We start from the raw sequence: 12,629 nt of genomic DNA on the forward strand, positions 1-12,629 counted from the left end.
GCCGTCGCGGGGGTCCAAGTCGAGGGCGGCGTTCCGCGCCGGCGTCGGGCGCCTGAGGGCGCAGACGTGTCGGCCGACGCCGCGGGTGGCCCTTCCCGCCCTGCGACGCGAGCTGGACGCCGCCCCTCCAGCTCGCCCTTCAGGCGAGGGCGCCGTCGAGCACCTTGTCGAGGAAGGCGTCCAGGTTGACCGCGGCGCGGGCGACGCGTTCGGGCACGGTCAGCGACTCGAACCGGACGCCCAGCTCGGTCTGCTTCAGCTCCCGCACGTACAGGGAGCAGGCCAGGTCGGAGCACATGTACGCGCCCACCGTGTTGCCCTGCCGCCCCGCCGCGCCGACCCGGGGCGCGGTGAACAGCGCGACCCCGGTCCCGGCGTGCGGGGTCACGCAGATCGAGCACAGCGTGCTCTTGGTGAAGCTCCTGCGCACCTCCTGGCCGAGCCGCAGCGCGACGCCGACCGCCGCGCCGCCGCGCTCGGCCACCAGGTACGCGCGCTCGGGCGCCCCCGGATCGCGCCAGCCCAGGAAGTCGAGGTCGGGCCAGGGCAGCTCGGACAGCCCCCGGGGGACGGCGAGCCTGCGGGCCTCGCCCTTGGAGCAGTTGACGAAGGACGAGCGGATCTCGTTCTCGGTGACGGGGTTCATGACGTGCCTGCTTTCGAGGACGGGAGGAACAGGGCGGGCAGGAGGCAGAGCGCGACGGCGGCCAGGGTGACCCAGAAGGCGGGCCGGTAGCCGCCGTGCTGGAGCAGCACGGCCACACAGGCGGTGCCGGCCGCCGCGCCTACCTGCTGGCCGATGGCGTTGGCGGTGGTCGCGGCGGGCACCTTGGCCGGCGGCAGCGAGTGGTAGAGGGTGATCATGGTGGGTGAGACGGCGAGAGCCGCCCCCACCCCGCGCACGAACAGCGCCACCGGCAGCAGCGCCGTGCCCGTGCCCGGGTCGGCCAGCGCGAACGGCAGCGTCCCGGCCGCCAGCAGGACCAGGCCCGTGACGACGATCCGGCGCGGGTTGCCGTTGAGGTCGATGAGCCGGCCGGCGGCGAGCACCGCGACGAGCATGCCGAGCCCCTGCGGCGCGAGGACCAGCCCGGCGCCGAGCACCCCGGAGCCTTCGGCCGTCTGGAAGAACAGCGGCACCAGGAACACGGCGGCGAACAGGGAGAAGTTCGCCAGGAAGGCCAGCGCGGCGGAGGCGGCGAAGGCCCGGTCGCGGAACAGGCCGGGCTCGACGATCCGCGGCCCTGAGGTGCGGGCGGCCCGCCACAGACAGCCGGCCAGCAGCAGCGCGCCGGCCGCCGCGGTCAGCGCGGCGACGGGCTCACCGGCCCCGCTCAGCCCGTGGAGCAGCAGGGTCAGGCCGCCGCTCACGCCGAGCAGGCCGGCCAGGTCGAGGCGTTCGGCCGGGCCGTCAGGCCGGGCGGTGCGGACGTACAGGGCGGAGAGGACGACGCCGGCCGCCACGAACGGGACGTTGACCAGGAACACCCACCGCCACGACAACGCCTCCAGCAGCACGCCGCCGACGACCGGCCCGAGGACGGGCGCGAACACGGCGGGTACGGCCATCAGCGCCATCATCCGGCCGAGCCGGTCGCGCCCCGCCAGCTCGACGACGATGATCCGGCTGAGCGGGAACAACATGCCCGCCCCCGCCCCCTGCACGACGCGGAAGGCGACGAGGCTGCCGAGCGACCAGGCCGACCCGCACAGGATCGAGCCGGCCAGGAACACGCCGAGCGAGACGGTCCAGGCCGTTCCCGCGCCGAACCGCCGGGCGGCCCACCCGGTCGCCGGGATGACCGCGGCCAGGGCGAGCAAGTAGGCGGTGGTCACCCATTGGGTGGCCGCCAGGTCGGCGGAGAACGTGCGGGCCAGGGTGTGCGTGGCGACTCCGACGACGGTGCCGTCGAGCAGCGCGGTGAACGCGCCGAGGGTGAGCACCCCGGCGACCGTCACCAGCCGCCGGTCGAGGCCGGGCGGAGGCCCTGCGGTGCGCGCGTGCGCGCTTGTGCCGGTCATGGGGACACCTGCCAATGCCTGAGGGCGCTGTCGAGCGCGTCGATGATCGCGTCCCACGACTGCCGGACGTCGCGGGAGGCCTGGAAGCCGCCGCGGGCCTCCAGGTTGGTGAAGCCGTGGAAGGTGCTGCGGAGCAGCCGGATGGCGTCGGTGTGGGCCGGTTCGGGCAGCCCGTACGCGGCCACGACGGCGTTGGTGGTGGTGAAGATGCGCTGCACGTCGGCGCACGCGGCGACGATCTCGGGGTCGAGCCGGAGCTGGGTGGCCTCGTACAGGCCCGGGTGGGCCAGGGCGAAGTCGCGGTAGGCGGCGGCGAAGGCGGCCAGCGCGTCCTTGCCCGCCTTGCCGGCGACCGCCGTGGTCAGGGCGTCGGCCTGGATGCGGGCGGCCCGCAGCGCCACGCGTACGCGCAGGTCCTGGAGGTTCCTGACGTGGGAGTAGAGGCTCGCGTCCGCGACGCCGAAGCGGCGCGCCAGCGCCGAGACCGTCAGGTTGTCGAACCCGGCCTCGTCGGCCAGTTCCCCGGCCGCCTCCGTCACGCGGTCCGCCGTCAGACCCGCCCGAGCCATCATGTTCCACCTCCGCAGCAGCAAACCTAACCACCCTAGGTTTTATCCTAGGACTCCTAGGTTTCGCAAATCAGGAAAACTTGGGATCAGGTTGGAACGTGGCTGGAGCAGCCGTTCGTAACGTGGCGGACATGAGAGTGCTCGTCGATCTGAACCGCTGCCTGAGCTACGGGCAGTGCGTGTTCGCGGCGCCGGCGGTCTTCCGCTTCCACGGCGCCGAGTCACTCGAGTACGACTACGCCCCCGCCGACGCGATGCGCGAGCAGGTACGGGAGGCCGCCGCGGCCTGCCCGGTGCAGGCGATCAGCTACTCGCCGGACGACCGTGCGTAGCGCGGTGATCGTCGGCGCCTCGCTGGCCGGGCTGCGGGCCGCCGAGACGCTGCGCGCCGAGGGCTTCACCGGGGAGCTCACCCTGATCGGCGACGAGCCGTACGAGCCCTACGACCGGCCGCCGCTGTCCAAGCAGGTGCTGGCCGGACGGGCCTCGCCCGCGCACACCGCGCTCGTCATGGCCGAGGACCTGCGGGCGCGCTGGCTGCTCGGCGAGCCCGCCACCGGCCTGGACCTGCGCACCCGCCAGGTACGCCTGTCCGGCGGGCGGGAGATCGGCTTCGACCGGGTGCTGATCGCCACCGGCACCCGGGCGCGGCCCTGGCCGGACCCCGCCGAGGCGGCCCTGGACGGCGTCTTCACGCTGCGCGGACGCGACGACGCGGCGAGCCTTCAGGCCGCGCTCGCCGCCGGGCCGAGCCGGGTGCTGGTCATCGGCGGCGGGTTCACCGGCTCGGAGATCGCCTCCGTCTGCCGCGAGATGGGCCTGGCCGTGACGGTCGCGGAACGCGGCCCGGCCCCGCTGGCCGGCGCCCTGGGCGCGGCGGCCGGGAGCGTGGCCGCCCGGCTGCACCGCGAGCACGGCGTGGACCTGCGGGTGAACACCACGGTCATGGCCCTGGAGGGCGACGCGGACGGCCGGCTGCGCGCCGCTCACCTGTCCGACGGCGACGTGCTGCCGGTCGAGGTCGCGGTGGTGGCGCTCGGGGCCGTCCGCAACACCGAGTGGCTGGCCGGGTCGGGCCTGGCGGCCGACCCGCGCGGGGTGGTGTGCGACGCCGCCTGCCGGGCCTTCGACGCCGACGCGATCGTCACCTCCGACGTCTTCGTGGCCGGGGACGTGGCCCGCTGGCCGCACCCGCACTACGACGGCCTGCTGCTGGCCGTGGAGCACTGGGACAACGCGGTGCGCCAGGCGTCCACGGCCGCGCACAACATGGTCGCCGACCGGCCGCGCCCGCACCGGGGGCTGCCCGCGTTCTGGTCCTACCAGTTCGGCGTCAGCATCAAGTCCGTCGGGCTGCCGACGATCGCCGACGAGGTGGTGGTCACGCAGGGTTCGGTGGCCGAGCGCCGCTTCGTGGCCTGTTTCGGCCGCCAGGGCCGGTGCGTGGCGGCGGTCGCGGTGGACGCGCCGCGCGCGCTGCCCGCCTACGCCGACCTCATCGAGGCGGCCGCGCCCTTCCCACCCGACCTGCGGGCCGCCGACGGGCCGCGCGCGCTGCTCCCGGTGCCCGCCGGCCTCGCCGTGGACGGCCAGTCCACCCACAGCCCGACGGCCGCGGTGACCGGGCCCGGCCCGACCGCGCGCGAGGTGCCGCGCGAGCGCGACCCCCGCTCGCCGCTGACCGCGCCGCCGCTGGAATGAGAGCCGGAGGACGACCATGGCCCACCAGGTGACGCAGAGCCTGTTCGCGCAGGTCCTGGACGAGGCGAGCCGCCCGGACCCGTACCCGCTGTACGCCCGGATGCGCGAGACGCCCGTCGCCCGCCAGGGGGACGACCTGTACGCGGTGAGCACGTACGCCGAGATCGTCTCGCTGCTGCACGACCCGCGGATCAGCTCCGACGAGCGCAAGAGCAGGAGCGGCTCCGGCTCGTTCGGCGCCTCCGGCAGGCTCATGGCCGCCCAGAACGCCGAGGACGGGCAGGACTCGCGGAAACCGGCGTTCATCTTCCTCGACCCGCCCGACCACGACCGGCTGCGGCGGATCGTCATGCGGCACTTCACCCCCGAGCGGATCAACCGGCTCGGTGAGGACGTGGTGTCGCTGGTGGCCGAGCTGCTCGACCGCCGCGCCGGCTCCGACTCCATGGACGTGGTGGACGATTTGGCCTACCCGCTGCCGGTCACGGTGATCTGCGAGCTGCTCGGCGTGCCCAAGGAGGACGAGCCGCGCTTCCACGGCTGGGCCTCGGCGCTGGCCCGTACGCTGGACCCGCCCGAGGGGCTGTCGGAGGAGGAGGTGCGGCAGGCCGAGGCCGCCGCGCCGGAGCTGCGCGCGTACCTGGTCGGCCTGGCCGGAGAGCGGCGCGCCCGCCCGTCGGACGACCTGCTGTCGGCGCTGCTCACCGACGGCGAGGCCGAGCGGATGGATCCCCAGGAGATCATCGCGACGATGGCCCTGCTGCTCATCGCCGGTCACGAGACGACCGTCAACCTGATCACCAACGGCATGCTGACGTTCCTGCGCAACCCGGAGGCGCTGGCGCGGCTGCGCGCCGACCCCGCGCTGATCGTGCCGGCCGTCGAGGAGGTGCTGCGCTACGACCCGCCGGTGCAGTTCCGCACCCGCACGACGCTGGCCGACATCGAGATCGCCGGGGTCACCATCCCCCAGGGCGCGGACGTGGCGCTGCTGCTGGCCTCGGGCAGCCGGGACCAGGCCCGCTTCCCCGGCGCCGACCGCTTCGACCCGGCGCGCCGGGACAACCAGCACCTGGGGTTCGGCGGAGGCGTCCACTACTGCGTGGGGGCGCCGCTGGCCCGGATCGAGGCGCGGGCCGCGCTGGGGGCGCTGGTGACCCGGCTGGTCGGGCCGGAACTGGCCGCCGACCCGCCGCCGTACCGGCACAGCGCGTCACTGCGCGGCCCCGCGCACCTGACGGTGGGCTTCGCCCGCCTGCTCTAGTGCCCCTCAAGGAGGCGGGCCAGGGCGTCCAACGTCTCCTGCCGGGTGCCCGGCGGCGGGGAGACGCGCAGTACCGGCTCGCGCAGGTCGAGCGGGGCGCGGGCGACCGGCGCGACGCCCACCAGCAGGCCCGCCCCGGCCGCCGCCGCCGCGGTCCTGGCGGCGTCGCCGCCGTCGGGCGGGCGCAGGGTGACGACGGCCGTCGGCTCGTCGTACGGCTCCACCACCCGCCAGCCGCCCCGGCCGTCGAGCGTGCGCCGGGCCGTCGCGCCCAGGTCGGCGAGGTGGCCGCGGACCGCGTCCGGCCCCAGGTCTTGGTGCTCCAGGACGGCGACGCCGAGGCCGACCCGCGCCGCGACCGCCGACTCGGCGCTCTCGTAGCGCGCGGCCCCGGGCAGCGGCCCGGTGCGCGGCGGGTCGTCCAGCCATACGTGACCGCCGAGCGTGGGGGCCGCCGCGTCCATCTCCTCGGTGAGGCCGGGCACGATGAGGAAGCCGACGCCGCGCGGCCCGGCCAGCCACTTGCGGGAGGTGCCGACGTAGGCGGTGGCCCGCGCGCCGGTGACGTCCAGGTGGCCGAGCGACTGGCACACGTCCAGGACGAGGGGCACGCCGGCCTCCCGGCACAGGCGGCCGATCTCCCTGACCGGCTGCGCGGTCCCCCGGTGGGAGGGCAGGTGCGGAAGGGTGACCAGGTCCAGGCCGCGGCGCAGGGCGGCGGACAGGGCGTCGAGGTCGAGGCGGGCGTCGTCGTCGGCGGGCAGCTCGGCGAGGGTCCAGCCGCGCTCGGCGGCCAGGCGGCGCAACAGCATGAGCGTGCTGCCGTACTCCGAGCGGGTGAAGCCGACCCGGGCGCCCGGCGGCAGGCGCCAGCCGCCGAGCAGCGCCGCCATCGCGGCCGTGCCGCTCTCCAGGAAGGCGACGTCGGCGGCGGCCGCGCCGGTCAGGGCGGCCAGCGCGGACCTGGGCGCGGTGAGGCCGGGCACGGCGGCGTACCCGCCGCGCTCGCGTTCCCGTTCCAGGTGCTCGACCGTCGCGGCCAGCACGCGGTCGCTGGGCACGTTGCAGCCGGCCGCGTCGAGGTGGCCGGGCGGCCCGGCCGAGCGCGCGGCCCGCCAGCGTTCGGCGATCACGTACCGGCCGGCAGCGGCCCGCCGGTGTTCGGCCATCACGTACCGGCCAGCAGCAGCCCGAAGTCGCCGTCGGGGTCGGTCCACGAGCGCAGGACGGTGAACCCGGCCGCGGCCAGCTCCTCCCCCAGCGGCTCCAGCCGGAACTTGGCGCTGATCTCGGTCCGCATCTCCTCCCCCGCGGTGAAGTCCACCGTCAGCCCGAGCGCGCCGACCGGCACCCGCATGTCCCGGGTGGCCCGCAGCCGCATCTCGATCCACTCGTTGCGCTCGTCGTACAGGGCGACGTGCTCGAACGCCTCCGGCTCGAACCCGGCCGCCAGCTCCCGGTTCACCACGCGCAGGACGTTCCTGTTGAACGCGGCCGTCACCCCGGCGGCGTCGTCGTAGGCGGCGACCAGCCGCGCAGTGTCCTTGACCAGGTCGGCGCCGAGCAGGAACGTGTCGCCGGGCCGCAGGGTGGCGCGCAGTTCCTTGAGGAACACCTGGCGGGCGGCCGGTTCGAGGTTGCCGATCGTACCGCCGAGGAAGGCCACCATGCGCCTGCCCGAGCGCGGCAGCAGCCGCAGGTGCCGCTCGAAGTCGGCGCACACCGGCCGCACCTCCAGCCCGGAGTAACGGCCGCCCAGCCGGCGCGCGGCCGCCTCCAGCGTGACGGCGTCCACGTCCACCGGCGTGTAGGCGCGCAGCGTGCCCGCCGCGGTGAGCGCGTCCAGCAGGATCACGGTCTTCTCGCTCGTGCCCGACCCCAGCTCGACCAGCGTGTCGGCGCCGCTCGCCGCGGCGATCTCGCCCGCCCGCGCGCGCAGGATCGTCAGTTCGCGGCGGGTCGGGTAGTACTCGGGCAACCGGGTGATGCGCGAGAACAGGTCGCTGCCCGCCTCGTCGTAGAACCACTTGGGCGGCAGCCACTTCGGCGTGGCCGTCAGCCCGGTCCTGACGTCGTGTTCGAGCGCCTGGCGCAGGTAGCCGGGGTCAAGATGGTTGATCACACGGACGGTCGGCTGGGTGACGGGCACGAGATCCTCCTTCAGAAGGTCACAACGGCTGGACGCGTACGTCGCCCGGCGTGGCGGTCAACAGGCTGCGATCGGGCACCGCCTGCCAGCCCGGCCGGTCGTCCAGCGGCTCGCTGGCCACGTACACGCCGTCCTGGTCGGCATGGAAGAAGAGGGTGTCGCCCCAGACGGTCGCGGCGAGCGCGGTGCCGTCGCAGGCGAGCAGGTTCAGGCGGGCGGCGGGGTCCTTCTCCCCCGCGCGCACGACGACGTCGGCCAGCGCCGCGGCCAGGCCGAGCCCCGCGCTCCCGCGGGCGAACACGGCGGCGGCCAGCCAGGCCGAGTCGCAGGGGCTCTCGGGCAGGTCGTCGGCCAGGTCCATGACCGCGTCGCGCTCGACCCGGCCGTTGTGGCTGAGCAGCCAGCCGCCCCCGGCGAACGGCGCGGTGGCGCTCTCCTCGACCGGCATGCCGGTCGTGGCGCACCGCACGGCCGCCAGCAGGCAGTGGGAGCGGGCGATCTCGGCGAGCGCGGGCAGGTTGGCGTCGGCCCAGATGGGGATCGCGCGGCGGTAGCGCACGGGCTCGGTCCTGGCCGGGTCGTACCAGGCCATGCCGTAGCCGTCGGCGTTGACCGTGCCGTGGCGCTGCCGCCGGGGCGCGTACGACTGGGCGAGCAGGCCGTGCTCCGGCTCGTGGATCAGCGTGGTCAGCGCGCGCGGGGCGCCCAGCCAGGCGGCGTGCCGGCACATCTAGGCCCGCTCGGCGTCGCGGGCGCAGCGGAAACCGGTGAAGATCTGCCGCCTGATCGGGTAGTCCCAGTTCCGGAACGTCGTCCGCACCGCCGCCGGGTCGGCCGCCCACGAGCCGCCGCGCAGCACCCGGTACTCCTGCCCGAAGAAGACCTCGCTGTACTCCTTGTACGGGAAGCTGCGGAATCCGGGATAGGGCTGGAACCACGACCCGGTCCACTCCCACACGTCGCCGACCATCTGCTCGGCCCCGTACGCGCTCGCCCCGGCCGGATAGGCGCCCAGCGGGGCCGGCCGGGCCGCGCGGTGACCGAGGTTGGCCAGGTCCGGACGGGGATCCTCGTCGCCCCACGGGTACTTGCGGGCCCGTCCGGCCGCCGGGTCCCAGCCGCAGGCCTTCTCCCACTCGGCCTCGGTCGGCAGCCGCCGGCCCGCCCAGCGGGCGTAGGCGTCGGCCTCGTACCAGCTCACGTGCTGGACCGGCTCGTCCATCGGGACCGGCTCGGCGCGGCCGAATCGGGTGCGCCACCAGGTGCCGCCGTCGCGGGTCCAGAACAGCGGCGCGGCCACTCCGCTCCGCTGCCGCCAGCGCCAGCCGTCCGGGTGCCACCAGCGCGGGTCGTCATAGCCGCCGGAGTCGACGAACGCGGCGTAGGCGGCGTTGCCGACCGGCAGCCGGTCGATCCAGTAGGCGGGCAGGTCGACCTGGTGGGCGGGGCGTTCGTTGTCGTAGGCCCAGGGCAGGGTGCCGGTGCCCATCTGGAAGGGTCCGGCGGGGACGTGCACCTCGTCGGAGCCGGCGGCGCGGCCCGGCGGCAGGTCGCCGTCGCGGATCAGGCCGGGCTGCCCGGACAGCTGCCAGGTGGCCAGCATCGTCTCGTCGTGCTGGTGCTCGTGCTGGATGACCAGGCCGAACACGAACCCGTCGCGGTGCAGCGGCGCGGCGGACTCCAGGTCGATCGCGTCCAGGACGTCGAGCACCCGTCCGCGTACGCCGCCGATGTACTTCCTGGCCTCCTCCGGGCCGAGGATCGGCAGGGTGGGACGGTCCTTGCGGGGGTGTTTGAAGGCGTCGTAGATGTCGTCGATCTCGGGGCGCAGCGGCGTGATCCCGGCGGCCTCGCGCAGCACCCACAGCTCCTCGTAGTTGCCGACGTGCGCGAGGTCCCACACCAGCGGCGACATCAGCGGGGAGTGCTGGCGCAGCAGCAGGTCGTCCTCGGCCTCGGTGTAGGTCAGCGAACGGTCGCGTACCGCGGTCAGCTCGGCGGCGATGCGCTGCTTGATGTCGTTCATGCCCGTCCTTCTCCGCTCAACCAGGCCGGCAGCCGCCGTACCGGGTCCGTCATCAGGTCCATCAGGTCGGCCGCCGGGGAGCGGCCCGCGCTCACGTACCGGGCGGCGAAGCCGGACACCTCGGCGGCCAGGCCGGGGGGCACGCCGAGCCGGGGCAGCGCCTCGACGGCGGCGCGGAAGGCGGCCTCGGCGGCGCGGGCGAGCCGCGGGTCGGTCAGGCCGCACCTGGCGGCCACCTCCGCCAGGTCCGCGACGGGCTCGGCGGCCGCCAGGGCGGCGTCGGCGGCGCGGTCGTCGGTGATCAGCGCGTGGGTGACCGCGACGCACACCGGCCAGTCGTCGGGGTGCTGGGCGTCGAGGTAGCGGATCTCCAGCCAGCCGCGCGGCCGGACCGGCGGGAAGAGCGTGGTGGCGTGGTAGGCCAGGTCGTCGGGGGTGGGCGGGCGCTCGCCCGCACCGTCGAGCCAGTCGCGGAAGGTCGAGCCGTCGCCGACCGCGCGGTAGCGGCGCTCGTCCTCGCGGACGAGCATGAGCCGGGCGTCGAGCAGGTACGCCGCCCAGGCCGCCGCCGGGTCGCCGGAGCCGTCGACGGGGGCGGTGCGGGTCGGGTCCAGGTTCTCCCAGACGGCCTGGCGGCCCGACATCCAGCCACAGGGGCGTCCGTGGCTCAGCGGCGAGTTGGCGAAGGCCGCGGTCAGGACGGGCGCGAGCAGCCGGGCACGCTCCCACCGGGCCGCCGGCCGTTCCCCCAGGTCCACGTTGACCTGGACGGACGCGGTCGAGCACATCATCAGCGGCCCGTACGGGCGGCCCAGGAACTCGGCCATGGCGTCGTAGCGCGGCTGGCGGAGCTGCCGCCGGGCCGGGCGCAGCGGGTCGAGCCCCACCCCGGCCAGCACCAGCCCCTCCCGCCCGAGCGCCGCGCGTACGGCGGCGACGTCGGCGGCCAGCCGCCCGACGGCCTCGGCGAGCGGCCCGGCCGGGCCCGACAGCTCGATCTGGCCGCCCGGCTCGTACGTCACCCGGCTCCCGCCGGCCAGTGCCGGGACGGCCCGCTCGACCCGGCCCATCGGCACCTGCCGCGCCGGGTCCGCCCGGTCGAAGACCAGGAACTCCAGCTCGGCCCCCACCCGGTCGCCCGGGGCGGGGGCGAAGCACCTGCGTGCGAACTCCTCGACCTCCGGCACGCCCCGCAGCGGCCGGCCGGCCGCTTCCGAGGCGCCGGACCCGCCGGCCACCGGGCCGGTCATCGCGTGGCGCATGTGGATACAGACCCGCGAGGCCCGCCAGCGTTACGCGAAATCTGATGATCCGCCTAAATTTGCCCCTTTCGCACCCTTCGCGAGGGAGCGTCACCCTCGATGGCGGCGGGCCCTGAAGGCGGACATCAGGCGGTCGCGGGTGCCGTCGGACAGCTTGCGCTCCGGCGGGAACTGGCCGAGGGCCCGGATGGTCTCGCGGAACTGGTCGAGCTGCCGCCCGCAGTCGGCGCAGGACGCCGCATGCGCCTCGAACCCCTCACGTTCGGGCCGGTCAAGAGCGTCGTCAAGATAGGCGGTGATGAGTTCCACCAGCTCGTCGCACGTGAACCGCTTCACGACGTTGACCGCCTCACCTCTGAACGTTGAACCGTTTAACCTATTCTGACCGCTTCACGGACTGGTAGTAGCCTTCGAGCCGGTCCCGGACCGTGGCCCTTGCCCGGTGCAGGAGCACTCGTTGGTTGGCGGCCGAGATCTCCAGGATCTCGCAAACCTCCTCGGACGTGCATCCCTCCAGGTCACGCAGCGTGATCACGACCCGCTGCCGGGGCGGCAGCCCGGCCAGCGCCTCCCCGATGAGGCCGCGGGCCTCCGAGGCCAGCACCGCGCCCTCCGGCGTGGGGCCGTGCTCCTTCTGGGCCGGCCCGGCCGGCGGCTCGAACGCGCTCCACGGCAGCGTGCGGCTCTCCCGCAGGCCGCGCTTCTTGGCGGTGTTGACCAGGATGCGGTAGACCCACGTCTTGACCGAGGAGCGCCCCTCGAACCCGTCGATGGCGCCGATGACCGCCAGCCACGTGTCCTGCACGACCTCCTCGGCCGAGTCGTCGGTGGACACGTAGGACCTGGCCGCCCGCAACATCCCCCGTGACCAGGTGTCGAGGAGCGCGGCGAACATCGACTCGTCCCCGGCGCGCAACGCCGCCACGACGACGTCGTCCGGGGGCAGCCCACCGCCCGCGAAAGGCCCCACGATCGTTTCCTCCCGGTCGAGCGTCGGGGACATCATGACATCGGGCCGCGCGTCGTCCACGCCCGGCCGGCCGCCGGGCACGTGCGGGACTCACGCTCCAGGCTAGCCCTCGCCCCCTCGTACCTGAAGATCGCACACCGGTCCGCGCCCGCACGTCGTACGGCGGCACCGACAGGGAACCTTCCCCGGCGGAGGCCGTCCAGCCGCGCGGGACCGGGATCGCCGCAGGTCAGTCGCGGTCGTGGTGGCAGACGGCCTCCAGCATGACGCCGTGCGGGTCGAGCCAGAACGCGGCGTGGTAGGGCGGCGGGTACTCCGGGAACTCCTTGGGCTCGTGCAGCACCTCCGAGCCGAGCTCCACGGCCCGGGCGTGCGCCTCCGCCACCGCTGACCGGCTGGGCACCATGAACGCCAGATGTTGCAGCCCGGTGCGGTGCCGCGAGTAGCCGCCGGGCTCCTGCGAGCGGTAGAGGAACAGGTACGTGCCCGGCTTGTCGTCCGCCGGCATGTAGCCGATCTCCTCCTCGCTGTCGAAGAACTCCTTGTAGCCGAGGAGGGGCAGGAGGGCGTCGTAGTATTCCTTGGCCGCCCGCATGTCGGGGACGTTGATGCCGATATGACCGATCATGCACGGAGTATCGCGGCCCCCGGCCCGCGGCGGCAACG

14 protein-coding genes are annotated in these 12,629 nt (G+C 74.8%); 3 read left to right on the forward strand and 11 right to left on the reverse strand.

What is annotated here, in order from left to right; all coding sequences use genetic code 11:
• Positions 1-139: 139 nt before the first annotated feature.
• Genes ABZ815_RS34955 through ABZ815_RS34965 form a run of 3 tightly spaced genes read right to left on the reverse strand, consistent with a single transcriptional unit; the run spans position 140 to position 2,591 of the window.
• Positions 140-646 carry an FBP domain-containing protein gene (locus ABZ815_RS34955; protein WP_357705476.1) on the reverse strand — a complete coding sequence of 169 codons (507 nt, stop codon included), beginning with the start codon at positions 644-646 and terminating at the stop codon, positions 140-142.
• The gene (locus ABZ815_RS34960; RefSeq protein ID WP_357705477.1) at positions 643-2,022 is read right to left on the reverse strand and encodes a DHA2 family efflux MFS transporter permease subunit; all 1,380 of its coding nucleotides are present in this window, start codon (positions 2,020-2,022) and stop codon (positions 643-645) included. The genes ABZ815_RS34955 and ABZ815_RS34960 overlap by 4 nt, the downstream gene beginning before the upstream one ends.
• Positions 2,019-2,591: a TetR/AcrR family transcriptional regulator gene (locus ABZ815_RS34965; RefSeq protein WP_357705566.1), complete on the reverse strand. Its 573-nt coding sequence runs from the start codon at positions 2,589-2,591 to the stop codon at positions 2,019-2,021. Before ABZ815_RS34965 ends, ABZ815_RS34960 begins: the two co-directional genes overlap by 4 nt.
• A 131-nt stretch (positions 2,592-2,722) precedes the next feature.
• Here ABZ815_RS34965 and ABZ815_RS34970 point away from each other — a divergent pair, with 131 nt between their 5' ends.
• Genes ABZ815_RS34970 through ABZ815_RS34980 form a run of 3 tightly spaced genes read left to right on the forward strand, consistent with a single transcriptional unit; the run spans position 2,723 to position 5,556 of the window.
• A complete protein-coding gene (locus tag ABZ815_RS34970) occupies positions 2,723-2,923 on the forward strand; it encodes a ferredoxin (RefSeq protein ID WP_357705478.1) in 201 nt (66 codons plus the stop codon).
• Entirely contained in the window at positions 2,916-4,292 is a 1,377-nt protein-coding gene (locus ABZ815_RS34975) for an FAD-dependent oxidoreductase (RefSeq protein ID WP_357705479.1), read from the forward strand. The genes ABZ815_RS34970 and ABZ815_RS34975 overlap by 8 nt, the downstream gene beginning before the upstream one ends.
• A gap of 16 nt (positions 4,293-4,308) precedes the next feature.
• Positions 4,309-5,556, forward strand: a complete 1,248-nt coding sequence (locus ABZ815_RS34980; protein ID WP_357705480.1) for a cytochrome P450 — start codon at positions 4,309-4,311, stop codon at positions 5,554-5,556.
• Here ABZ815_RS34980 and egtE read toward each other — a convergent pair.
• From egtE to ABZ815_RS35020, 8 genes are all read right to left on the reverse strand, one after another.
• Positions 5,553-6,725 (reverse strand): ergothioneine biosynthesis PLP-dependent enzyme EgtE, encoded by a 1,173-nt coding sequence (gene egtE, locus ABZ815_RS34985; RefSeq protein WP_357705481.1) that lies wholly within the window; start codon positions 6,723-6,725, stop codon positions 5,553-5,555. The genes ABZ815_RS34980 and egtE overlap by 4 nt on opposite strands.
• The gene (gene egtD, locus ABZ815_RS34990) at positions 6,725-7,705 is read right to left on the reverse strand and encodes an L-histidine N(alpha)-methyltransferase (protein ID WP_357705482.1); all 981 of its coding nucleotides are present in this window, start codon (positions 7,703-7,705) and stop codon (positions 6,725-6,727) included. Before egtD ends, egtE begins: the two co-directional genes overlap by 1 nt.
• 19 nt (positions 7,706-7,724) lie before the next feature.
• Positions 7,725-8,435: an ergothioneine biosynthesis protein EgtC gene (egtC, locus tag ABZ815_RS34995; protein ID WP_357705483.1), complete on the reverse strand. Its 711-nt coding sequence runs from the start codon at positions 8,433-8,435 to the stop codon at positions 7,725-7,727.
• On the reverse strand, positions 8,436-9,731 hold the full coding sequence (gene egtB / locus ABZ815_RS35000) for an ergothioneine biosynthesis protein EgtB (protein WP_357705484.1): 1,296 nt from the start codon (positions 9,729-9,731) through the stop codon (positions 8,436-8,438).
• Positions 9,728-10,993, reverse strand: a complete 1,266-nt coding sequence (gene egtA, locus ABZ815_RS35005; protein WP_357705485.1) for an ergothioneine biosynthesis glutamate--cysteine ligase EgtA — start codon at positions 10,991-10,993, stop codon at positions 9,728-9,730. Before egtA ends, egtB begins: the two co-directional genes overlap by 4 nt.
• Before the next feature lie 90 nt (positions 10,994-11,083).
• Complete coding sequence (locus ABZ815_RS35010; protein WP_357705486.1) at positions 11,084-11,329, reverse strand: anti-sigma factor; 246 nt, start codon at positions 11,327-11,329, stop codon at positions 11,084-11,086.
• Positions 11,330-11,369: 40 nt separating this feature from the next.
• Positions 11,370-11,963 (reverse strand): sigma-70 family RNA polymerase sigma factor, encoded by a 594-nt coding sequence (locus ABZ815_RS35015; RefSeq protein WP_357705487.1) that lies wholly within the window; start codon positions 11,961-11,963, stop codon positions 11,370-11,372.
• A gap of 229 nt (positions 11,964-12,192) precedes the next feature.
• Entirely contained in the window at positions 12,193-12,591 is a 399-nt protein-coding gene (locus ABZ815_RS35020; protein WP_357705488.1) for a VOC family protein, read from the reverse strand.
• Between the last annotated feature and the right edge of the window lie 38 nt (positions 12,592-12,629).

This window comes from Nonomuraea sp. NPDC047529 (assembly GCF_040642995.1).
Lineage (GTDB): Bacteria > Actinomycetota > Actinomycetes > Streptosporangiales > Streptosporangiaceae > Nonomuraea.

What these genes read in the sequence shown, in the direction of transcription:
- ABZ815_RS34955 (WP_357705476.1), bottom strand. Translation starts at nt 646, where the DNA reads ATGAACCCCGTCACCGAGAACGAGATCCGCTCGTCCTTCGTCAACTGC.
- ABZ815_RS34960 (WP_357705477.1), bottom strand. Translation starts at nt 2,022, where the DNA reads ATGACCGGCACAAGCGCGCACGCGCGCACCGCAGGGCCTCCGCCCGGC.
- ABZ815_RS34965 (WP_357705566.1), bottom strand. Translation starts at nt 2,591, where the DNA reads ATGGCTCGGGCGGGTCTGACGGCGGACCGCGTGACGGAGGCGGCCGGG.
- ABZ815_RS34970 (WP_357705478.1), top strand. Translation starts at nt 2,723, where the DNA reads ATGAGAGTGCTCGTCGATCTGAACCGCTGCCTGAGCTACGGGCAGTGC.
- ABZ815_RS34980 (WP_357705480.1), top strand. Translation starts at nt 4,309, where the DNA reads ATGGCCCACCAGGTGACGCAGAGCCTGTTCGCGCAGGTCCTGGACGAG.
- egtE (WP_357705481.1), bottom strand. Translation starts at nt 6,725, where the DNA reads ATGGCCGAACACCGGCGGGCCGCTGCCGGCCGGTACGTGATCGCCGAA.
- egtC (WP_357705483.1), bottom strand. Translation starts at nt 8,435, where the DNA reads ATGTGCCGGCACGCCGCCTGGCTGGGCGCCCCGCGCGCGCTGACCACG.
- egtB (WP_357705484.1), bottom strand. Translation starts at nt 9,731, where the DNA reads ATGAACGACATCAAGCAGCGCATCGCCGCCGAGCTGACCGCGGTACGC.
- egtA (WP_357705485.1), bottom strand. Translation starts at nt 10,993, where the DNA reads ATGCGCCACGCGATGACCGGCCCGGTGGCCGGCGGGTCCGGCGCCTCG.
- ABZ815_RS35020 (WP_357705488.1), bottom strand. Translation starts at nt 12,591, where the DNA reads ATGATCGGTCATATCGGCATCAACGTCCCCGACATGCGGGCGGCCAAG.